Below are 20,695 nucleotides of genomic sequence, written 5' to 3'. Positions count from 1 at the left end.
ACGACGCCTCACTCGGCCAGGGCGCTGGCGTTCTGTCGCGATCGACGGGCGAGCAGATTGGCGACGATCAGCAACAGGATCGACAGGCCCATCATCAATGTGGCGGCCGCCGTGATCGCCGGGCTCAATTGCTCCCGCAGGCCCGTGAACATTTCGAGTGGCAGGGTGCGCTGCTGGGCATTGGCTAGAAACTGCACGACGACGACCTCATCGAAGGACGTCACAAAGGCGAAAGCGGCGCCCGACAATACGCCGGGCAGGATCAGCGGCAGCATGACCCGGAGGAATCCGGTCAGCGGTTTCGCCCCGAGAATGGAAGTCGCCCGCATCAGATTGCGGTCGAACCCCGTGAGGCTTGCGCCGACGGTCACCACGACAAAGGGGCTCGCCAGAACGGTGTGGGCGAGGATGATGCCGAAGTAGGTGTTGGCTAGCCCGACGCGCGCATAAAACAGATAGGTGCCGACCGCCGTCACGACGACCGGGACGATCAGAGGCGAGATCAGCAAAGGCACGACGAACCGCCGCGCCGGGAACTTGGGGTCAGACAGGCCGATCGCGGTCAGCGTTCCCAGTACGGTCGCCAGGACGGTTGCGCCCAATCCGATCAGCAGGCTGTTGCCGATGGCGGCGCGCCAGCGCGGCGTCCCCAGCACGACTTCGTACCACCGCGTCGAAAAGCCGGCGAGCGGGAAGGTGAAGAACGAACCGCTGTTGAAAGACAGAGGCACCGGCACGAAAATCGGCACGACGAGGAAGATCAGCACCAGGACGCACCAGAACCAAAGCGCGGCGACGCGGACCCATTCGGCGGTCGTTGGGTATGGCGACAACATGGCGTTTCATCCCATCTTGAAGAGATCGAGACCGAGGTATCGCGTCAGGGTCACGTAGAGGCCGAGGGTGGAGGCGAGCAGCACGAAGCTCAACGCCGCCGCCATCTCCCAATTGAGTTCGACGTTGACGTAATTGGCGATGAAATTGCTGATCAGCTGGTCGCTCGCTCCGCCGATCAGCACCGGCGTGATGTAGTAGCCGAGGCACAGGATGAAGGTGAGCAGGCAACCGGCGAGAACGCCCGGCATGACTTGCGGCAGATAAACCCGCCAGAATGCGGTGAAAGGCCGGGCCCCGAGCGATTGGGCCGCTCTGACCAGCGAAGGCTTGACCGAGCGCATCACGCTGTAGATCGGCAGCAACGTGAAGGGCAGCTGGATATGCGTCATCGCGATGATGAGCCCGGTGCGGCTATACATCAATTCGAGGCGGTCCGACGTCAGGCCGAGCCAGAGCAACAGGTCGTTGAGCAGGCCAAATTTTTGCAGAATCACGGTCCAGGCGGCAGTGCGCACAAGGATCGATGTCCAAAACGGCAGCAGCACGAGAACGAGGACGACGCCGGCAATCGCGGGGCGAAGACTGGTGATCACGAAGGCGAGCGGAAAGGCAAGCGCCAGCGTTGCGAGCGTGACAATCGTTGCGATCAGAAAGGTCCGGCCGAAGACGCGGAGGAAGACCGCCTGGTCGGCGGGAACCGCGCCGATGGTTCCCCGCTCGGTCCATCGCAGGTCGAAGGCGCTGAGGAGATAGAACGAGGTGAACCGGTTTGTGCCGGTGCGGATCGCCGCCCAGCTTTGCTCTTCACCCAGAAGCGGCGCGGCCTTGATCATCGCCTCCTTGCCCGCGGCCTGATCCTGCGCGGCAATGCGCGCTGCACGGAGCACCTGGCTGCGCGCGCCGGGCAGGCGGGTGTTGAGGGCCTTGGCGAATTCATAAACGGCGCCCGCCGCCTGCGCCTGCTTCAGATCGGCCGCCCAGGCGAGGAAGACCGGCTCGCCGGGCACACCCGCGCTACTGTCCTGTCGCAGCGCCTCGGCGGTGCGGGGAAGCGCGTTGGCGATGGTCGGCTCGTAGACGGCGCGTGACAGCAGCGCGATGATCGGCGCGCCGAAACTGAACAACAGAAGCAGGAGGAGCGGGGCCGCCAACGCAAGCGGACGCAGGCTCTCCCGTTGATCCGTCGCGCTGATCCTCGGCATGGCAATCGATGACATGAGGCGCCCCTCGTGTGGCGTTAGGGATCGGGCGGCGCCCGATCGGAGTTTTGCCGCAGTACCCTATTGGGCGAGCCAGGCGTTGAAGCGCTTCACCAGATCTTCGCCATGGTCGCCCCAGAATTCGACGTCGCCGACCAGATAGAGCTTCATGTGGTCCGGCGCGGTGGGCAGCTTCGGAAGGACGTCCTTGGGGACGAACGGCGTCGCATCCGACAGCACCGGACCATAGGGGATGAAGCGGCCGAGCTGCGCGCCCACCTCAGGTTGGGCTGCATAGGCGAGATATTTGTAGGCGAGATCGATGTTCTTGGCGCCCTTCGGAATCGCGATCATGTCATATTCGACGATCTGGTTGTCCCAGACGATCGCGAATGGGCGCTTTTCCTGATCGATCGCGCTTTGAATGCGTCCGTTCCACGCCGTCGTCATCACCACTTCCTTCGAGGCGAGCAGTTGCGGCGGCTGTGCGCCGGCATCCCACCAGACGATATCCTTCTTGATCGTATCGAGCTTCTTGAACGCACGGTCGACGCCGGCGGGCGTCGCGAGCACTTTGTAGACGTCGGCAATCGGCACGCCATCGGCCATCAGCGCCCATTCGAGGTTTTGCGCCGGCGCCTTGCGCATGGCGCGCTTGCCCGGGAATTTCTTGGTGTCGAAAATATCGAGCACCGAACTCGGCGCCTCTTTCAGCACGGTCGTGTCATACGCCAACACGTCACCATAGACATCGATGCCGACGCCGCAATCGAGCGCCGTGCCTGGCAGGAATCTCGAACGATCGGCGATCTTCGAATAGTCGAGGCGGATCAGAACGCCGGCGTCGCAGCCTTGCAGGACCGTCGAGGTCTCGACCGTCACGAGGTCGATCGGCACATTACCGGTCTCGACCATCGCTTTGATCTTGCCGAGTTCGCCGGTGTATTCCTGTTCGTTGAACTTGATGCCCGTCGTCTTGGCGAACGGCTCGAACCAGGCCTGCCGTAGCGCCGCTTGCCATGCGCCGCCGGTCGCCATGACAGTGAGCTCTTCGGCGCTGGCGGGCTGTACTTGCGAAATGATCGCGGCGCTCGCCAAGGCAAGCAAGCTCGTCCTGCATACTCGTTTCATGAAACGCTCCCTGTGTTCGCTGTGTTGCCGTCCGGCACGGCGCCTGCCGGAAAAGCCCGGCAATCGGCGGCAGGCCAGCAGAGGTCGATCGTTTCGCCCGCCGTCATCATTGCTTCGGGTCCGACTTTTACGGTCAGGACCTGCCCGCTCGCCAGCCGGGCGAGCAGGCGCTGATGGTCGCCGTGATAGATTCGGCCGTCGACCGTTGCCTGAAACCGGTTGTCCGATTCCGCGCCGGCGCCCGACAGCCCGATCCGCTCGGGCCGGATCGTCAATTGGACCGGCGCGCCGGGACGAACGTCTCCGATCGCCATGGCGGTCGTCTTCAATCCGGTCGGCAGCGCGACTAGACATTGATCGCCGACGACGCGTTCGACGACACCGTCCAGCGCGTTGTTTTCACCGATGAAGCCCGCGACGAACGCGGTCGCCGGCTTGTTGTAGAGTTCTTCCGGCGTTCCGATCTGGTCGATGGCGCCGTTTTCGAAGATGGCGACGCGATCCGACATCGTCAGCGCTTCGCTCTGGTCGTGCGTCACGTAGACGATGGTGACGCCGAGCATCTGGTGGATCTGCATCAACTCGATCTGCATATGCTCGCGCAGCTTCTTGTCGAGCGCGCCGAGGGGCTCGTCCATCAGAACGAGGGTTGGCTGGAAGACGAGCGCGCGGGCGAGTGCGACACGCTGCTGCTGACCGCCGGAGAGCTGCGCCGGCTTGCGATCCTTGAAGCGCTCCAACTGCACCATTTCGAGGGCGCGCACGACGCGCGGCCCGATCTCGGCCTTCGGCATCTTTCTCACGGACAAAGGGAAGGCGACGTTATCCGCCACGCTCATATGCGGAAACAGCGCGTAGTTTTGGAACACCATGCCGATGTTTCGCTCATAGGGCGGCAGGCGGTCGACCGATTTGCCGTCGAGCGTAATCACGCCCTGGCTGGGCCGTTCGAAGCCGGCCAGCATGTTCAAGGTCGTGGTCTTGCCGGAGCCTGACGGTCCGAGGAACGTCAAAAACTCGCCGCGGCCGACATTCAGATTCAACCGGCGGACGGCGTGAAAATGGCCGTACATCTTCTCGACGTCGATGAATTCGACGAATTTGGCATCGCCTTGTCCCGCGTTCTTGCGACCGTCGATTGGCTTGCCTGTCATCACAGCACCCGTCCCTCGGCCGTCGGTGGCCCCCAGCCGCTCTTATATGATCACACAATAGGCAGTTGGGTGACCATACAATACGAGAATTTCGTCGTCAAGGCCATCGCGTGACACAATTTTCGACATTACAATGCAGATATTGAAACCGTTGTGCATGCATACAAGTCCGATTGTGTGATGCTTTTCTCCATGTTATGAAGGTCTTGGTGAAGTCAAGAATGCCCCGGGGCGCCAAAGCCGTAATGCTCGAAAATCTGCAATTGCCGGACAACGATCGACCAATTTATCAGCGTTTGGCGGATGCCATCGGTGAGCGCATTGCCCGCGGCGAACTGGCTGAGGGCGACAGGCTGCCGCCGCATCGGGAAATTGCGCGCCTGCTCGGCATCAATGTCACAACCGTCACCCGCGCCTTCTCGGCATTGCAACAGCGCGGCCTAGTTGAGGCGCGTCCTGGCCGCGGAACACTCGTCGCTGCGAAGGAGACGGAGGACGGCGCCTTCAAATCCGCTCCCAGCGACGAGGCCGGTCTGATCGATCTGTCCGTCAACAGGCCGGCGACTTCGGCCTATCGCGAAGCGCTGGCGCTTCTTCTGCCGTACATCGCAAAGGATCGCCGATTTAGCGCCTTACAGGACTATCATCCCCCTGAAGGCCCGCTATGGGCGCGCGCTGCGGTGGCGGATTGGCTCAATGGCGTAGCGGGCGATGGTGACGCCGGTCGTGTCGTTCTGACCGACGGCGCCCAACATGGCCTTGCCTGCGTGTTACGGGCTTTGACGCAGCGCGATGATGTCGTCCTCGCCGATTCCATCACCTATCAAGGCATCAGCGCCCTTTGCCGGTCACAAGGCGTCGACCTGCGCGGCGTGTCGATTGACCGCGAGGGTATGCGGCCGGATGCTTTCGAGGCGGCTTGCTCGACCTTGCGCCCTCGCGCGGTTTTCCTCGTACCCAGCTTGCACAACCCGACAACCGTCACATTGAGCGAAGAGCGCCGGCGCGCGCTCGCGGCGATCGCGCGCCGCCACAACGTGCTGATCATCGAGGATGATGTCTACCGTCCGCTGCTCGATCGCGCCGTTCCATCTTTCGCCGCCCTGGAACCCGAACTCACCGTCCACATCAGCGGCCTGTCGAAATGCATTGCGCCCGGCCTGCGCTATGGGTTTGTCGTCGCGCCACGCGCGGTTTTAGGCAATGTCGCGGCGGCGTTGCGGATCGATTGCTGGAGCATCAGTCCCCTCACAGCACTGGTTGCCACCATTCTGCTGGAAGAGGGAACTGCGAGGCGGATCATCGAATTCCAGCGCGAGGAACTGCGCCGGCGGCAGGCCATCTTGCGCGATGCGCTCGCGGCATTCGATGTTCAGACGCAGGAGACGTCGCCGCACGCCTGGTTGCATTTGCCTGAACCCTGGCGAGGCGCCGCTTTCGCGCGCGCCTGCCGTCAGCGCGGCGTCGGCGTGCTTCCCGCGGATGCGTTCGCTGTGGGACGCGAGACTCTCGCCCATGCCGTGCGCATCAATGTGGGCGCCGCGCCGTCATCCGGCGAATTGCGGCAGGCGCTTTCGATCATGGCCGACCTGCTGAATGCCGGTCATTTCGAAATCTCGGGCGCGGTCTGAGGCGTTATGGCGGAATTGATCAAGACGGACATCGCGATCGTCGGGGCCGGAATCATCGGGCTTGCGATTGCATTTCGGCTCGCATCGGATGGCCGTGAGGTCGTCGTCATCGACCCGAACGAGCCGGGTTCGGGCGCCTCTTACGGCAATGCCGGGACATTGGCGCCCTACGCCTGTGCACCCGTCGGCAACCCCGACGTCTTGCGGAATCTGCCAAACCTGCTTGTCAATCCGGATAGCCCTCTCGCCGTCAGGCTGGCCGCCGTGCCGGCGCTGATTCCCTGGCTGTCGCGCTTCGTTTGGCAATCCATGCCACTCCGCGCACGCCGCAACGGACACGCGCTGGCGGATTTGCTGAAGGACGCGATGCCGGTTTGGCGTGAACTCGCCGAACAGGCTCGACTTTCGGACCTTCTTCGCTATGACGGCTGCCTCTATCTCTATCGCGGGAAAATGCCGCGAGAAGACGGTGAGTGGGGTGCCCGGCTGCGTAACGAACTCGGCGTTCGACAGGAGCGCTTGACCTCGGAAGAGGTCGCAAAGCTGGAGCCCGCCCTTCCTCGCGCTGCCGGAGGCATTTTTTTCCCCGATGCCGCTCACACCGTCGATCCTGCTGCAATGACCGGCCGACTTGCTGCTGCGACCGCGGCAAAAGGCGCCTTGTTCGAACGCGCGCGTGTTGATCGGCTGGAACCGCAGGACGGAGGACGAATCCGTTTGATATGCGGCGATCGCGCGATCGAAGCGCATACGGTTGTCCTCGCCGCCGGCGCCTGGTCGAAGTTTCTGGCCGAACAAGCCGGCGAGGACATCCCGCTCGATACGGAGCGCGGCTACCACATCGAATTTGCCATGGAGGCCTGTCCGATCAAGAGGCCCGTCAGCCCAGTCGATCTGGGCTTCTATGTCACGCCGATGGCCGGTCGCCTGCGGGTCGCGGGAACGGTCGAACTCGGTGGCCTCTCCGCGCCGCTCAATCCAAACCAGATAGCCCTTCTGGAGCGAGGCGTTCGCAAGCTCTTCCCGGATCTCGGAGCCGTTCAATCGCGATGGCTCGGCTTTCGTCCCTCGCTTCCCGATTCACTGCCGGTCATTGGACCCAGCCGTCGCCATCCAAACCTGATCCATGCTTTCGGTCATGGGCATCTCGGCATGACGTTAGCCGGCGTAACGAGCCGCATTGTTGCAGGCCTCATCGAGAGACGGAACGACGTTCCGAACCTTGAAGCATTCCGGCCCGATCGGTTTGGTTGAGTAATTCTCCGCGACTTCGCACGTAGCAGGCTTATTGAAAATTCAACTTGAGCATCGCTTATTTTTGGACGCCGCTACAATCTGGCATCATGCAAAGCGCGGATCATGTTGCTCGTCATGGGCTTCCATCCGCCAGGTCGGCCTCGCGCGCTCTTTCTTGCAGGAAAGCGATGAAGCCACTTCGCACCTGCGGGTTGCCGGGAATGATGTGCCCGCCCGAATGGCGCAAGATCAGGGGATTTTTGAAGGTGCTCGCAAGGCGGTCGGAGCTGCTGCTTGGAACGACGAGATCCGACTCGCCGATGATGTGAGCCGAGGGCAAACCGTATTCTGATTCCCGTCGATATAGGTTCGCATGGCTGCCGTCGTTACTGACAAATCCGCCGACCATCACGGCGAAATCGAACGAGATACGGTCCTCCGGCTCACGATTTCGCAAGCCGACCAGCAGGGATGTGAGCGCTGCTCCCTGGCTGAAGCCGAACACACCGTCGAACGGCGGACTTTGCTGGAACAGCGAAATCAGCCACGTCTTCGTTTCCGGCCAGCCTTTGTATCGCATCGCAGGCTGTTCCGGGTCGTCGACGTCGTTTGAAACGGCATGCCACCAGCCGAAGTCTCCCGTTGCCAGTGACGGCGCGTCGACACACACGAACTCCGCAAGCTGCTCCAATCCTTGCGTCAATGGCCGCATTTGCCTCTGGAGTGTTTTTGCACTCCCGCGATATCCGTGGAGGCAGAGAATCCGAAGCTTGCGCATTTGCGCCCAGGGACGTCGGTTATCGTGCCGCCCGAACGGCGACAACAGGCTGATGCTGCGGTTCGACACGCTCGACCACGCCTGGATTTGTGGACCCCTGGCTTCGTTGAGCGAGATGCGCGTCACCCCAAACCCACAAGGCGCGGATCACCGGTTCCAATGATTGTCCGTGAGGCGTCAGCGTATATTCGACGCGGGGCGGGACTTCCGCAAAGATCGTCCGGCTAACGAGGCCGACCTCTTCGAGCTCACGCAGTTGCCGGGTCAACATGCGCTGCGTTATTCTCGACAGGCGGCGTCTCAACTCATTGAAGCGCAGTGTCCCCTTCAGGAGATGATAGAGGATGATCGCTTTCCATTTTCCGTCGATCAGATCCAGGGTTGCTTCCACGGGACAGCCGGCTGCGCAATCGTACTTCTTTGCGAACAGGTCTTGCATGGTTCACTCCGTGATACCTAGTGCCAACGCTGTGCGTACTTGCTTGATCTAACTCTAGCGCGCTATCTCAGTCATGCAAAGCAGACACTCTTTGCTGCGGCCTCGATCGGCATCATTCGCGCGCGGTCGACGATGTGTGAGATGCCCAGCGTTCGATAATCAGGCTCTCTGCCTTCTAGCTTACTGACAAAGCCCCCGACGGAGCGACGACCGCGGCGGGCATAAAATCAACTCGTCGAGCGTGGAAACCCTTCAACGAGGAAGATTGAAATGCGTATCAACGTGCCCGCACTCATTGTCGCGCTGGCGGCGGCGACCCCCGCTTTTTCGCAGCAACAAACCAGCACCGTGACTGCCGAGATATTTGCCAGATTACCGCAATCCGTCGGCAACGTCGCATTCACGCCCGACAATCAGGTGATTTTCAGTCATCATCCGTTTTACAGTCCCGACGTGCGGGTGGCGCAGCTCACGTCGGCGACGACCTTCGAGCCGTTCCCGAATGCGCAATGGAACACGCCACGAGAAGGCAGCGATCAGTATCTGAACAATGTCCTGGGGTTGCGGTCCGACGAGAATGGCGTCGTCTGGATTATCGATATGGGCTTCCGCACCCACATCACGCCGAAACTGGTCGGTTGGAATACGCATGCTAACAGGCTTGAGCGCATTTACTACTTGCCTCAGCCTGTGACGCTGTCCGGATCGCAGCCGCAGGACATCGTCATCGACCACAAGAACCACAAATTCTACATCGCCGACGAAGATATCGGACCAGGCGGTGACGGTTCGCAGGCCGCCATCATCGTGATCGACATGGACACCGGACGCGCCCGGCGCGTTCTCCAGGGCGACAAATCGACCATTCCAGAGAACGTTCCGATCACCGTCGACGGCAGCGACCTGACGGTTCCCGGCAAGGACGGAAAGCCAGTGATCATCAAGGTCGGTTGTGACGGGATCACCATGGATGCGAAATCCGAATGGCTTTACTACGCGCCGCTGAGCGGCCGCAGTCTCTATCGGATCCGGGTCGCCGATTTGAACGATGAGAGCCTTTCGAATACCCAACTGAGCGCAAAAGTGGAGCGTTACTCGGACAAGCCGAACAACGGAGGGCTGTCGATCGACTTCGCTGGAAATATCTATCTGACGGCGGTCGAGTCCAAATCGATCGGTATCATCACGCCGGATCGCAAATATCGCACGCTCACCAGCGACCCCGACATGGTGTGGCCTGACGGTATTTCATATTCGCCGGACGGCTACATGTACGTATCTGCATCGCAGGTTTCCGCTGCCGCAATGTTCCACGGCGGCAAGGCCGAGAACAAGACGCCGTATCTGATCTATCGATTCAAACCATTGGCGGCGGGGATCGTCTCTCGCTGACCGATCATCGTTGGACATCCTGCGCGGACGAACGCCCCGATGGTCGGTAGGCCTCTTCCCGGCCGCCATTCTGGGCGCTCCGCCGCGGCTCGGGCGGCTGCCACGTGACGCCTTGTTCGGCGAGCAGGTGGTTGCCCCATTCGGCCAGCGGTGTCAGCAGCACAACCAGCTCGCGTCCTCGGTCCGTCAGTGCGTAAATCGATCGCTCGGCCGACATCTTGCGGTGTTGGACGGCGCCGTCGGCCATCAGGTCTCGCAGCAGGCTGGACAACACCTGTTGACGAACGCCAGTGATTGAATTGCGCAACTCGCCGAAGCTGAGTTCGTCCAGCGACAGGAGATGGAGCACCCGAACCTTCCATTTGCCCGAGACGATCTTGAGCACCGTCTCGACCGGGCACGGATCCGGAGCAGGGCGCTTGCGCTGGTAGGCCATGGTTTTCCTCGGTCAGAAATTAATGTGTCTGGCTGGTCTACAATCGATGTGGGACCATGAAATATCAGGCGCGGCGGCAACAGCCCGCCAATGCCGATACGTGTGTCTTGCAAGGTCTGTCATGCAACGTTTGTCTTGGGTGCCTCGATGAGCGGTCGGATTCTCAACCTGCTTCTATGGGCCGGCGTGGCCTATTTCTGCTGCATGGCTATCGCGCATTTCTTCGGAATCAAGCTGCCGATCCTCTTCGTCTATTACGATACACCCTTTTATGCCTATCAGGACAAGATCATCGCGTTCGCGGTCGTCGCCTATATCTGCCTGTTTGCCTCCGCGGCGCGTTCACCCGAAGCCGTGTTCGCCGCATTGGTCGCGATCTGGGTCACGGTCGCGGGCCTCTGCGCGGTCAATGTCTCGGATGCGCTGCAGAGCGTTCTCTATGGCAAGTCGACGCTGGTCTATTGGCTGCAGACGGCCGCAATCGCGATCTATGCGCTGTGCCTGACTGTTTTCTGGCGGCAGTCGCGGTATTCTGCGTCGCACTGAGGACGGACAGCGATGACGCGACCAGAGCGTATCCTCCATAACGGCAAAATATTCACTGCGGATGCTGACCGCAGCCGAGCCCAGGCGATTGCGGTGGCCGGCGGCGCTTTCGTCGCGGTCGGCAGCGATCTCGACGTCAAAGCTCTCGCCGGTCCGGGCACCGAGATGGTGGATCTGCGCGGCCGCATGCTGCTGCCCGGCATCGTCGACGTGCACAATCACCATCTCCGCGGCGGGCAGGCCGATCTCTACGAACTGAAGATATTGCCGACGATGTCGCTCGACGCGGTGCTCGATGCCGTTCGCGCGCGATGCGCGGTGACGAAACCGGGCGAGTGGGTGTTTGGCGGCATCTGGGGAAGCCATCTGGTCGAGGCGATTAGCCAGGCAAGCGCCCTGGCTGCGCTTGATGCCGTCTCCGCTGCGCATCCGGTGATGCTGCGGGACGACAGCCAGCACAACCGCTGGGTCAATTCCCGCGCGCTGGAGCTGATCGGGATCAATGCTGATACGCCCAACCCGCAAGACGGCGAAATCCCGCGTGATGCCGAGACCAAGGCCGCAACCGGCCTGTTGCTGGAACGGGCCTCGGGGCTTGCCGAACAGGCGGTCGAACGAAGCATTCCGGACCTTGCGGCGCGCAACAAGGCGTCGTGCCGCCGCGCGGTCGAAATTCTCAATGGCTACGGTGTCACCGCCTTTCAGGACGCGACCACGGTGCTTCCGTTCCTGGAGGCGCTGGCCGCGCTCGATCGCGCGAACGAACTCAACGGCTGGTGCGTCACCTCGTTGCCTGGACAGCGGACGCTGTCGGGCGCCGATCTCGTCGGGGACGAACTGATCGCGCGTCGCGAGGCCTATCGTACGCGCCACGTGCGCCCTGATTTCATCAAGCTTTTCATGGACGGAGTGCCGACAACGCGCACCGCCGCCATGCTGACGCCCTACCGCGCCACGCGCCTGCAAGGCTGCTGCTTTTGCGGCGATCCTCTGATCTCGATCCCCGCTCTGGTGCGGTGGATCGCAAAGGCCGAGAAACATGGCATGCGGGTCAAGGTGCATTGCACCGGTGATGCTGCGGTTCGGGATACGCTCGACGCGATCGACGTGGTGCGCAGCTTCAACGGACCTGGAAACGGACCAGGACCGGTCCACCATATCGCGCATGCGGGCTTCGTCGCAGCAGCCGATATTCCACGTTTCCGCGCGCTCAACGTTGCGGCGGACCTGTCGCCGATCATCTGGTATCCGGGCCCGATCCAGCAAGCGATCCGTGCGGCGATTCCACAGGAGCGCGCCGACTGCTATTGGCCGCTTCGCGATCTTTACGAGGCCGGTGCGTTGATGGCGGCCGGATCGGACTGGCCGGTCGTCGCCAACCCAGATCCCTGGCTCGGGATCGAGGGCATGATCACCCGCCGCAATCCGCGCGGCGGATATGATGGCGCGCTGTGGCCGGAGCAGGCTCTCGATCTCGAAACGGTGCTGCGCATCTACACCATCAATGCCGCGCGTGCGATGGGCCTGTCTGATCTCACCGGATCGGTCGAGGCTGGCAGGTCGGCAGATTTCATCGTGGTCGATCGCGATCTGTTCGCGAACGCGCCGGAACAGCTGTCGCAGACCAAGGTGCTTTCGACATGGTTCGAGGGCCGGCAGGTTCACGAGGCGGGATGAGACTTACCCCGCCGCCACCGTACTCGCCGGCGCTTTCGCGGGCGCCTTGTCGACCTTCTTCGACCATGAGCGGTAGTAGGCGAGCACGGTCATCAGCACGATGCCGACGGCGCTGACCAGGATCTGCATCCAGATGCTGTTGGAGACCTCGACGAGGACCAGATGTGCGATCACGGCGAGGAAGATGCCCGAGCAGAACACCTCGAGCGATTGCTGGCCGCACTTGATCACGGGGCGGAAGATTGGCCATTGCAGACCGGCCCAGTCCTTCGGCAGGAAGCGCGTGACGAAAAACGCAAGGACCACGAAGTGCAGGACGCGATAGGGTGCGAGGTTGGTCTTGTCGTTCGGGTTGAACGCATCGTAGAGCCAGGGCGGCATCGCCTGGGCGAGTTCGGGGATGCGGCCTGCCAGCGTCATCACCATCGCAAACAACAGATAGGCCACGCCGAGCACCAGGAACGGACGCGAGCGGATCACCGACATCGATTCGCCGGCGCCGCCGAGCGCAAACCAGCCGCCGAACACGAACAGGAACTGCCAGCAGAACGGGTTGAAGTACCACGAGCCGCCCGGATAGGCCGGCAGGTTCCAGCCGAAATGCCGTGCCGCCAGATAGAGCAGGAATGATGCCGCCAGCGTCAGATTGAGCCGCCGCAACATCACCCAGAGCACGACCGGGTACACCAGCATCAGCGCGATATAGAGCGGCAGCACGTCCATGTTGACCGGCTTGAACGCCAGGATGAGGCCCTGATAGAGCGTCTCAGCCGGGTTCTGCATGAAGCCCGCGACATTGAACTCGTTCTGCAGGTTCGGGTCGTGATAGCGCTGGGAGAGATAGCCGATCTCGGCGATATAGATCACGAACAGCATGACGTGCGCGACATAGATCTGCCAGGACCGCTTGATCAGCCGGGTGGCGCCGATCACGGTGCCGCGTTCGAGCATGATCCGTGCATAGACGAATGACGCCGTGTAGCCGGAAATGAAGATGAACAGGTCGGCGGCATCGCTGAAGCCGTAATTCTTCTGCGTGATCCAGTTCACGGCGTTGTTCGGGATGTGATCGAGATAGATCGCCCAGTTAGCGAACCCGCGTAGCAGATCCAGTCGATAGTCACGTCCGCGCGGCGGAAGCACAGCCCTGACGTCCATCGGTTTCGCTCCCTCGTCCCGACTCCCGGCGAAATCTCAGTTCGCAGGGAACACCCGACATCATACTAGAACATGATCCGGAAAACCGTGTAGCGATTTTCTGAGAACGATCCTGCTCAAACGAGAAGCTATGTGACGAGATGATGATGCATCCTTGGTGCAGGCGTCCGGCATTTGGCTCCAAATGAAATCAAAACCGAAATCGTGCTGCTTCCCGGCAGCGGCTTCGGGGTTCGGCTTCTTTGCGGTCGCGCTTCGCTGGCCAATCTGAACGAATGCCAGTACGCTGCGATCGGGTCCGACGCAGACGAAAGGAAGACAGATGACGCCGCATTCGCTTCAATCGAGCCGTTCCATGCTGGCCGCCATCGGCCTCGCCTTCGTCCTCATGATCGGGCTGTTTGCGCCGCCTGCGGCCGCACAGAAGACGGATGCCTTGCCGCGCGTGCTTGTGCTCGGCACCGGCGGCACCATCGCCGGCCAGGCCAGCGCCCGTGCCGGCAACGCCTACGATTCGGCCAAGGTGAGTTCGGCTGATCTCATCGCCGCCGTTCCGGGCATGGACAAGCTCGCCCAGATCTCGGTCGAGCAGATCTCGTCGATTGGCTCGCAGGACATGAACGACAAGGTCTGGTTCGCGCTGGCCAAGCGCATCCGCGCCGCGATCGACAACAAAGAGGCCGATGGCGTCGTGATCACGCACGGCACCGACACGATGGAGGAGACGGCGTTCTTCCTCCAGAACGTGTTCGATACCGACATTCCGATCGTGCTGGTTGGGTCGATGCGTCCCTCGACCGGGATCGGCGCCGATGGTCCGGCCAATTTGTACGAGGCGATGCGGGTCGCGTCAGCGCCGGAATCGCGCAGCCGCGGCGTGCTCGTGGTACTCAACGATACCATCCACGGCGCGCGTTGGGCGCAGAAGACCAACACCACGAGCGTCGACACATTCCGATCGCCCAATGCGGGGCCGGTCGGCTATGTCGATACCGGCTCGCTCCGCTATTTACAGCCGGCCGTTGCTGCCAAGGGGTCGAAGCTGAAGCCGCCGGACGCGGCGCCGCTGCCGCGCGTCGACATCATCTATTCGCACGCCAACATGGACGGCTCGGAGATCGAGGATGCGGTCAAGCGCGGCGCCAAGGGCCTCGTGCTCGCAGGTGTCGGTGATGGCAATTCGTCCAAGGGCGCGATTGATGCGCTCGCGGCCGCTGCGAAGCAGGGTGTCGTCGTCGTGCGCTCGAGCCGTGTCGGGACAGGCATCGTCAACCGCAATGTCGAGGTCGAGGACGATACACTGGGCTTCGCCGTCGCGCTGGACCTTAATCCGCAGAAGGCGCGCGTCCTGCTTGAGCTCCTGATCGCCAACGGCATCACCGATCCCAAGGCGGTGCAGCAGGCGTTCGCCTGGTAGTGATCGCAGAGCAAGTGAGGTGAGCACCCAGGTCGGGCGTCGTGCGAGGGATTCTGCTCAGCTCTGGCCGGCGAGCGCTGAAAGCTTGCCCAACAGCTTTGTCCTGTCCTTGCCGATCATCAACACGCTGCTATCAGGTGCAAACAGCGCCGAGAACGGCAGCATGGCGGCCCCGATCGGCGAGGCGTCGGGGCCAAACTGGCCGGGCACGATCTCCGGCGCGACGATGCCGGTGGCGGTCACACGGCTGAATTGACTTTGCGCCTTCGCCAAAAGCTCCAGATGAATTGACCGCGGCAAGATGCTGTCGAGCACGATCGCTTCGATGTCGATGACCGAGGCGACGGCGATGATCGCCTCGACCAGCGCGTTGGCGCAATCCTCGATCCATTCGAGCAGCGGCTCCCGCGCACCTGAAGGTATCGGGTCGAGCTCCCGCACCCGCGTGATCTCGATGCCGCGCGACTTCAAATGATTGACCAGCACATAGATCGAGGCCCGGTGCAGCAGGCTCGGGTAGCGCCCCGGTCTGGCCGCCACCGAATCGAGGCTTGACGGGGAGACGGGTATCGGGCCGAGCGCGGCGCTGTTGCCGTGCGGGCCTGGCTGCACCTTGCCGTTTTGCACCAGGCCGCCGCCGACGAAGGTGTCGATCGAGATGTGCATGAAATCGCGGAAGCGCGCGCCGGCACCGTGTATGAGCTCGGCCAGCGCCGCAGATGTGGCGTCGTTCTCGATGAACACCGGCGTCTTCGCTGGTGTCGCGAACAGCGTCATGAGCTCGATCGCTTCCCAACGGTCGCCAAGGTCGGCTGGAAAGCCGAGTTCCTCGATCCAGCCGCCGAGGAAGAACGGTGAAGCGATGCCGACGCCGACGATGGAGGCGCCGTCGAGGCCGTTCACCAGCGCGTCGAAACTGGCGAGGGAGGCGTTGCCTGCCTTGCGGACCAGCTCCGGGTCCGGATAGCGGTATTCGTGCGACTCGCGAGCGCGTAGCTCGCCGGCAAAGTCGACCAGCACCGCCTCCAGCGCGCGACGGCCGATCTTGATGCCGACGCTGTAAATGCGGTCCGGCATCAGCCGGTAGAGCACGGACGGCGATCCGCGCTGCCCGAATCTTTTTCCGACTTGCTTTACGAATCCTGCCTGTTCGAGTCCGTTGACGATGCCGGCCACGGCGGCCGGCGTGAGGTGCGCTGCGCGCGCAAGGTCAGACTTGGACGCCTCCTTGAGACGGCGGATGGCGTCGAGCACGAAGCGTTCATTGTAGTGGCGAAGCTTGACTGAATTGCTGCCCTTTCCCGACAAGCGGTCATCTCCAATCAAGCCATCATCTTCAATCAAGCAATGGCGGCTGCTTCCGGCTCCTGTTGCGATGGTTTTCCGATCGCGATGGAACTCGGCACGGCATTTGGCGTCGCTCTTGTGGAAGCCAATTTTCCCGTTGCAGCAGGACTATAATATAGTAAATTAAAAAAATAAATATCCGTTGACGGAAAAAGCGGGCAGGGGGAGGCAATTCCGGTCCTGTTGGCCACTAACGGCCTCGGCACGTGCGTGCCGAAATTGACAACCGGCAGGGAGCATCATGTTTCTCGGCATCGATCTCGGCACCTCGGCGGTCAAAACCGTCCTCGTCGATGACGCGCAGCGCGTCATCGCCAGCCGGAGCCACGCGCTGTCGACGGCCTCGCCGCGCCCGGGCTTCTCCGAGCAGGATCCGGGCCTTTGGATCGAGGCGACGTTCGCGACGCTGGACGCGCTGAAGGCGGATCACCCTCGTGAGCTGGCCGACGTCGCGGGCATCGGCCTCTCCGGCCAGATGCACGGTGCGACACTCCTCGACGCCGACCTCAAGCCGTTGCGCCCCTGCATTCTCTGGAACGACGGCCGCTCCGCCGCCGAATGCCGTGTGCTCGAACAACGCTGGCCCGCCTTGCGTGCGATCACCGGCAACAAGGCGATGCCCGGCTTCACCGCGCCGAAGCTGCTCTGGGTCGCGGCGCACGAGCCGGAGAACTTTGCGGCGACGCGGCTCATCCTGCTGCCGAAGGCCTATCTCCGGCTGGTCCTGTCCGGCGAGGCGGTCGAGGATGTCTCCGACGCCTCGGGATCGCTGTGGCTCGATGTTGTCAAACGCGACTGGTCGGATGACGGCCTTGCCGCAACCGGACTTACGCGCACCCAGATGCCACGGCTCGTCGAGGGCTGTGCGCCCGCGGCGCGGTTGACACGCGAGCTCGCGCAGCGCTGGGGCATGGCCAAACAGCCGATGATCGCGGGTGGCGCGGGCGACAATCCGGCCGGTGCCATCGGCATCGGCGCGATCCGACCGGGAACCGCGTTCATTTCACTCGGCACGTCAGGCGCATTGTTCACTCCGACCGAGAAGATTGCAGCCAATCCCGATCGCGCCGTGCACATCTTCGCGCACGCAATCCCGGCGATGTGGCTTCAGGGCGGCGCGATCCTCTCGGCCGCATCCTGCCTTGCCTGGATCGCAAGGCTTTTTGGTGCGCCGGAAGCCGAGTTGCTGGCGCCGCTTGGCGCACGCCCGCATGCGCCGTCGCCTGTCAGCTTCCTGCCGTATCTCGCCGGCGAGCGCACCCCGCATGATGACCCAGATGCGCGCGGCATGCTCGATGGCCTGAGCCATGGCACCGATCGCGCTGCGGTCGTGCAGGCCGTGCTCGAAGGCGTCGCCTTCGCACTTGCGGATTGCCGCGACGCGCTCGCGAGCGCCGGTGTTGTCGTGGCCGAGGCCGATGTGATCGGCGGTGGGGCGCGATCGGGCTTCTGGCTCTCGGTGCTGGCGAACGTCCTCGACATTCCGATCAGCCGCCTTGCCGATAGCGACGTTGGTGCGGCATTCGGTGCGGCGAGATTGGGGCGCCTTGCTGTCACCGGCGAGCCGGTCGCGGCAGTCTGCACGCAGCCGCCGCGCGTCGAGACCTTCGAACCCGAGCGTGGTCTTGCCGATGCCTATGCCGCGCGGCTTCCGGCATGGCGCGAGCTGTATCGGCCGCGCCGCGGATCGGAAACGCCTCATGCGAGGGAGGCAAGATGAGCGCCCCGATCCTCGAGATGCGCCGGGTCTCCAAGTCGTTCTTCAGCATCAAGGCGCTGCGCGACGTCGACCTCACCGTCTATCCCGGCGAGATCCACGCCTTGATGGGCGAGAACGGCGCCGGCAAATCGACGCTGATGAAGATCTTGTCGGGCGCCTACCGGCCCGATCCGGGCGGCGAAATCCGCATCGAGGGCAAGCCCGTGAACATCAACGGCCCGGAGGGCGGCCGCGCGGCCGGCATCGCGATCATCTATCAGGAACTGTCGCTCGCCCCCAATCTCAGCGTCGCGCAGAACATCTATCTCGGCCGCGAAGTCTCGCGCTTTGGGATGTTGGCGCGCGAGGCGATGGAGACCCGCGTCGGCCCGATCCTGGCGCGGCTCGGTGCGGATTTCACGCCGTCGACGCTGGTGGCCGGCTTGTCGATGGGCCAGCGCCAGCTGGTCGAGATCGCCCGCGCGCTGCACGCCCGCTCGAAGATCCTGATCATGGACGAACCGACCACGGCGCTGTCGGCCGGCGAGAGCGAGCGGTTGTTCGTCCTGATCCGCCAGCTCCGCGCCGAAGGCCTCGCCATCATCTACATCTCGCATCGCATGGATGAGGTTTACGCGCTCGGCGACCGCGTCACGGTGCTGCGCGACGGCACGCTGGTCGGCTCGCTCGACAAGCCCGAGATCCGCGCCGACACCATCGTCCGCCTGATGGTGGGGCGCGACGTCTCGTCCTTCTACAAGAAGGAGCACGATCCCACGGACGATGCCAAGGCGCGGCATGGCGGCCCCGTGCTCGCGGCCGTCGACATCGCCGACTCCAGGCGCGTCAAGGGTTGCTCCCTGACCGTGCATGCGGGCGAGGTCGTCGGCCTCGCCGGGCTGGTTGGTGCCGGCCGCACCGAGCTCGCGCATCTGATCATCGGCGCCGCGCCGAAAACCTCAGGCCATGTCGAGCTCGAAGGACGCAGGGTCGAGATCCGTAACCCCGGCCAGGCGCTCGAGGCGGGCATTGCCTATTTGACCGAGGACAGGAAGGCGCTCGGCCTGTTCCTTGACATGTCCTGCCTCGACAACATCAATCTCGCGGTGCTGGGCCGCGATGCCAGACTCGGCGGCATCCTCGACCGGGACAAGGCGCGCGACCGAGCCCGCAGGGCATTTTCGGCGTTGGGCATCCGCGCCGCCGATGTCGGCGTCCCCGTGGGCGGCCTCTCCGGCGGTAACCAGCAAAAGGTGCTGCTGTCGCGGCTGCTTGCGATCGCGCCAAAGATATTGATCCTCGACGAGCCGACCCGCGGCGTCGACGTCGGCGCCAAGTCCGAGATTTATTCGATCATCGACAACCTAGCGAAGTCGGGAACGGCGGTGCTGGTGATCTCGTCGGACCTGCCCGAGATCATCGGCATCTGCGACCGCGTCCTCGTGATGCGGGCGGGACAGATCGCCGGCGAGATCAAGCGAACGGCGACTGCGCCGCTCGGCCAGGAGGAGATCATGGCGCTTGCAACCGGAATGGAGCAGCTCGATGCCTGATGAGGTTGTTTCCGCGAAAGCCGCAGCCGCGCCCGGCCTCGCAGCCGCGCAAGAGAGCAGGCGCCAGCGCACGCGGCTTGTGATTCGCGCGGTCGGCATGCTGCCGGTGCTGCTGCTGTTGTGCGTTGGCTTTCATCTGTTCTCGGACGGCCGCTTCTTCACTGCGCAGAATCTCGGCATCGTGGTGCAGCAGTCCGCCGTCAACACCGTGCTGGCGGCCGGGATGACCTTTGTCATCCTCACCGGCGGCATTGATCTCTCGGTCGGCTCCATTCTGGCGGCCGCGGCGATGGCCGGGCTGATCGTCTCCAAATTTCCCGATCTCGGAGCATTGTGGTTGCCGGCCGCAGTGTTTACCGGCGCAGTCTTCGGCATCCTAAATGGCGGCTTGATTGCGCTCTTACGCCTGCCGCCCTTCATCGTCACGCTGGGGTCGCTCACCGCCGTGCGCGGCGTGGCGCGCCTGTTGGGTGCCGACACCACGGTGTTCAATCCGTCGATGCCCTATGCTTTCATCGGCAACGGCTCACTGACGCTCATTCCCGGCGTGCTGTCGATGCCCTGGCTCTGGGTGATCGCGTTGCTCGTGATCCTCGCCTCCTGGCTGCTGCTGCGTCGTACCGTGCTCGGCGTGCATATCTACGCGGTCGGCGGCAATGAGAGCGCAGCCCGGCTCGCCGGCATCAAGGTCTGGGCGGTGCTTATCTTTGTCTATGGCGCGTCGGGCCTGCTCGCTGGCCTCGGCGGCGCCATCCAGGCGGCGCGGCTCTACGCCGCCAACGGCCTGCAGCTCGGCCAGTCCTACGAGCTCGACGCGATCACCGCCGTGATCCTCGGCGGCACCTCCTTCGTCGGCGGCATCGGCTCGATCTGGGGAACGCTGGTCGGCGCGCTGATCATCGCCGTGCTGTCGAACGGCCTTATCCTCACCGGCGTGTCCGACGTCTGGCAATATGTGATCAAAGGCCTCGTCATCATCGGCGCGGTGGCGCTTGACCGCTATCGGCTGCAGGGCTCCGCCCGCACGTGAATCAAAAGAGTCCGTCGCGATCACTGGTCGCCGTG

General features: G+C 63.0%; 18 protein-coding genes. 9 read left to right on the top strand and 9 right to left on the bottom strand.

Annotation, left to right across the window (positions count from 1 at the left end; all coding sequences use genetic code 11):
• Positions 1-8: 8 nt before the first annotated feature.
• From UP10_RS27270 to UP10_RS27255, 4 genes are all read right to left on the bottom strand, one after another.
• Complete coding sequence (locus tag UP10_RS27270) at positions 9-836, bottom strand: ABC transporter permease (protein WP_044590297.1); 828 nt, start codon at positions 834-836, stop codon at positions 9-11.
• 6 nt (positions 837-842) lie between these two features.
• Complete coding sequence (locus tag UP10_RS27265; protein WP_063775398.1) at positions 843-2,054, bottom strand: ABC transporter permease; 1,212 nt, start codon at positions 2,052-2,054, stop codon at positions 843-845.
• A 63-nt stretch (positions 2,055-2,117) separates the two neighbouring features.
• Positions 2,118-3,167: an ABC transporter substrate-binding protein gene (locus UP10_RS27260; protein ID WP_044590295.1), complete on the bottom strand. Its 1,050-nt coding sequence runs from the start codon at positions 3,165-3,167 to the stop codon at positions 2,118-2,120.
• Complete coding sequence (locus UP10_RS27255; RefSeq protein ID WP_044590294.1) at positions 3,164-4,321, bottom strand: ABC transporter ATP-binding protein; 1,158 nt, start codon at positions 4,319-4,321, stop codon at positions 3,164-3,166. Before UP10_RS27255 ends, UP10_RS27260 begins: the two co-directional genes overlap by 4 nt.
• Before the next feature lie 245 nt (positions 4,322-4,566).
• Here UP10_RS27255 and UP10_RS27250 point away from each other — a divergent pair, with 245 nt between their 5' ends.
• Positions 4,567-5,952 carry an aminotransferase-like domain-containing protein gene (locus UP10_RS27250; RefSeq protein ID WP_044590293.1) on the top strand — a complete coding sequence of 462 codons (1,386 nt, stop codon included), beginning with the start codon at positions 4,567-4,569 and terminating at the stop codon, positions 5,950-5,952.
• A gap of 6 nt (positions 5,953-5,958) precedes the next feature.
• Entirely contained in the window at positions 5,959-7,206 is a 1,248-nt protein-coding gene (locus tag UP10_RS27245) for an NAD(P)/FAD-dependent oxidoreductase (RefSeq protein ID WP_044590292.1), read from the top strand.
• A gap of 115 nt (positions 7,207-7,321) precedes the next feature.
• Here the strand turns inward: UP10_RS27245 and UP10_RS27240 are convergent, their stop codons facing one another.
• Both UP10_RS27240 and UP10_RS27235 read right to left on the bottom strand, forming a co-directional pair.
• On the bottom strand, positions 7,322-7,966 hold the full coding sequence (locus UP10_RS27240) for a putative serine hydrolase (protein WP_082077270.1): 645 nt from the start codon (positions 7,964-7,966) through the stop codon (positions 7,322-7,324).
• Between the two features lie 19 nt (positions 7,967-7,985).
• Positions 7,986-8,405, bottom strand: a complete 420-nt coding sequence (locus UP10_RS27235) for a winged helix-turn-helix transcriptional regulator (RefSeq protein WP_044590290.1) — start codon at positions 8,403-8,405, stop codon at positions 7,986-7,988.
• Between the two features lie 270 nt (positions 8,406-8,675).
• Between UP10_RS27235 and UP10_RS27230 the strand changes: the two genes are divergently transcribed.
• On the top strand, positions 8,676-9,797 hold the full coding sequence (locus UP10_RS27230) for an L-dopachrome tautomerase-related protein (RefSeq protein WP_050043821.1): 1,122 nt from the start codon (positions 8,676-8,678) through the stop codon (positions 9,795-9,797).
• A 4-nt stretch (positions 9,798-9,801) separates the two neighbouring features.
• On the opposite strand, the gene UP10_RS27225 is transcribed toward UP10_RS27230, so the two are convergent.
• Positions 9,802-10,233, bottom strand: coding sequence for a winged helix-turn-helix transcriptional regulator (locus UP10_RS27225; RefSeq protein ID WP_050043820.1), 432 nt, complete (start codon positions 10,231-10,233; stop codon positions 9,802-9,804).
• 147 nt (positions 10,234-10,380) lie between these two features.
• On the opposite strand from UP10_RS27225, the gene UP10_RS27220 reads away from it, so the two are divergent.
• The gene (locus UP10_RS27220; protein WP_044590289.1) at positions 10,381-10,779 is read left to right on the top strand and encodes a hypothetical protein; all 399 of its coding nucleotides are present in this window, start codon (positions 10,381-10,383) and stop codon (positions 10,777-10,779) included.
• Positions 10,780-10,791: 12 nt separating this feature from the next.
• Positions 10,792-12,456, top strand: a complete 1,665-nt coding sequence (locus UP10_RS27215) for an amidohydrolase (RefSeq protein WP_044590288.1) — start codon at positions 10,792-10,794, stop codon at positions 12,454-12,456.
• A gap of 3 nt (positions 12,457-12,459) precedes the next feature.
• Here the strand turns inward: UP10_RS27215 and UP10_RS27210 are convergent, their stop codons facing one another.
• Positions 12,460-13,614, bottom strand: coding sequence for an OpgC domain-containing protein (locus UP10_RS27210; RefSeq protein WP_044590287.1), 1,155 nt, complete (start codon positions 13,612-13,614; stop codon positions 12,460-12,462).
• A gap of 355 nt (positions 13,615-13,969) precedes the next feature.
• Here UP10_RS27210 and UP10_RS27205 point away from each other — a divergent pair, with 355 nt between their 5' ends.
• Complete coding sequence (locus tag UP10_RS27205) at positions 13,970-15,031, top strand: asparaginase (protein ID WP_245321888.1); 1,062 nt, start codon at positions 13,970-13,972, stop codon at positions 15,029-15,031.
• Between the two features lie 57 nt (positions 15,032-15,088).
• Here the strand turns inward: UP10_RS27205 and UP10_RS27200 are convergent, their stop codons facing one another.
• Positions 15,089-16,339: an ROK family transcriptional regulator gene (locus tag UP10_RS27200; protein ID WP_044590285.1), complete on the bottom strand. Its 1,251-nt coding sequence runs from the start codon at positions 16,337-16,339 to the stop codon at positions 15,089-15,091.
• A gap of 280 nt (positions 16,340-16,619) precedes the next feature.
• Here UP10_RS27200 and xylB point away from each other — a divergent pair, with 280 nt between their 5' ends.
• Genes xylB through UP10_RS27185 form a run of 3 tightly spaced genes read left to right on the top strand, consistent with a single transcriptional unit; the run spans position 16,620 to position 20,660 of the window.
• Entirely contained in the window at positions 16,620-18,098 is a 1,479-nt protein-coding gene (gene xylB / locus UP10_RS27195; protein WP_044590284.1) for a xylulokinase, read from the top strand.
• On the top strand, positions 18,095-19,630 hold the full coding sequence (locus UP10_RS27190) for a sugar ABC transporter ATP-binding protein (protein ID WP_044590283.1): 1,536 nt from the start codon (positions 18,095-18,097) through the stop codon (positions 19,628-19,630). The genes xylB and UP10_RS27190 overlap by 4 nt, the downstream gene beginning before the upstream one ends.
• The gene (locus tag UP10_RS27185; RefSeq protein WP_044590282.1) at positions 19,623-20,660 is read left to right on the top strand and encodes an ABC transporter permease subunit; all 1,038 of its coding nucleotides are present in this window, start codon (positions 19,623-19,625) and stop codon (positions 20,658-20,660) included. Before UP10_RS27190 ends, UP10_RS27185 begins: the two co-directional genes overlap by 8 nt.
• The last annotated feature ends 35 nt before the right edge of the window (positions 20,661-20,695 follow it).

Origin of the sequence: Bradyrhizobium sp. LTSPM299, assembly GCF_000938235.1 — a bacterium.
In the GTDB taxonomy this organism is placed as follows: Bacteria; Pseudomonadota; Alphaproteobacteria; order Rhizobiales; family Xanthobacteraceae; genus Bradyrhizobium.
The sequence above is the reverse complement of the archived record's forward strand: the minus strand, read 5'-3'. Positions and strand labels throughout refer to the sequence as shown.

Excerpts from the sequence above, each read along its gene's own strand:
- UP10_RS27220 (WP_044590289.1), top strand. The coding sequence starts at position 10,381 with ATGAGCGGTCGGATTCTCAACCTGCTTCTATGGGCCGGCGTGGCCTAT.
- UP10_RS27245 (WP_044590292.1), top strand. The coding sequence starts at position 5,959 with ATGGCGGAATTGATCAAGACGGACATCGCGATCGTCGGGGCCGGAATC.
- UP10_RS27215 (WP_044590288.1), top strand. The coding sequence starts at position 10,792 with ATGACGCGACCAGAGCGTATCCTCCATAACGGCAAAATATTCACTGCG.
- UP10_RS27205 (WP_245321888.1), top strand. The coding sequence starts at position 13,970 with ATGCTGGCCGCCATCGGCCTCGCCTTCGTCCTCATGATCGGGCTGTTT.
- xylB (WP_044590284.1), top strand. The coding sequence starts at position 16,620 with ATGTTTCTCGGCATCGATCTCGGCACCTCGGCGGTCAAAACCGTCCTC.
- UP10_RS27270 (WP_044590297.1), bottom strand. The coding sequence starts at position 836 with ATGTTGTCGCCATACCCAACGACCGCCGAATGGGTCCGCGTCGCCGCG.
- UP10_RS27210 (WP_044590287.1), bottom strand. The coding sequence starts at position 13,614 with ATGGACGTCAGGGCTGTGCTTCCGCCGCGCGGACGTGACTATCGACTG.
- UP10_RS27230 (WP_050043821.1), top strand. The coding sequence starts at position 8,676 with ATGCGTATCAACGTGCCCGCACTCATTGTCGCGCTGGCGGCGGCGACC.
- UP10_RS27240 (WP_082077270.1), bottom strand. The coding sequence starts at position 7,966 with ATGCGCAAGCTTCGGATTCTCTGCCTCCACGGATATCGCGGGAGTGCA.
- UP10_RS27190 (WP_044590283.1), top strand. The coding sequence starts at position 18,095 with ATGAGCGCCCCGATCCTCGAGATGCGCCGGGTCTCCAAGTCGTTCTTC.
- UP10_RS27265 (WP_063775398.1), bottom strand. The coding sequence starts at position 2,054 with ATGTCATCGATTGCCATGCCGAGGATCAGCGCGACGGATCAACGGGAG.
- UP10_RS27260 (WP_044590295.1), bottom strand. The coding sequence starts at position 3,167 with ATGAAACGAGTATGCAGGACGAGCTTGCTTGCCTTGGCGAGCGCCGCG.
- UP10_RS27235 (WP_044590290.1), bottom strand. The coding sequence starts at position 8,405 with ATGCAAGACCTGTTCGCAAAGAAGTACGATTGCGCAGCCGGCTGTCCC.
- UP10_RS27185 (WP_044590282.1), top strand. The coding sequence starts at position 19,623 with ATGCCTGATGAGGTTGTTTCCGCGAAAGCCGCAGCCGCGCCCGGCCTC.
- UP10_RS27255 (WP_044590294.1), bottom strand. The coding sequence starts at position 4,321 with ATGACAGGCAAGCCAATCGACGGTCGCAAGAACGCGGGACAAGGCGAT.
- UP10_RS27250 (WP_044590293.1), top strand. The coding sequence starts at position 4,567 with ATGCTCGAAAATCTGCAATTGCCGGACAACGATCGACCAATTTATCAG.
- UP10_RS27225 (WP_050043820.1), bottom strand. The coding sequence starts at position 10,233 with ATGGCCTACCAGCGCAAGCGCCCTGCTCCGGATCCGTGCCCGGTCGAG.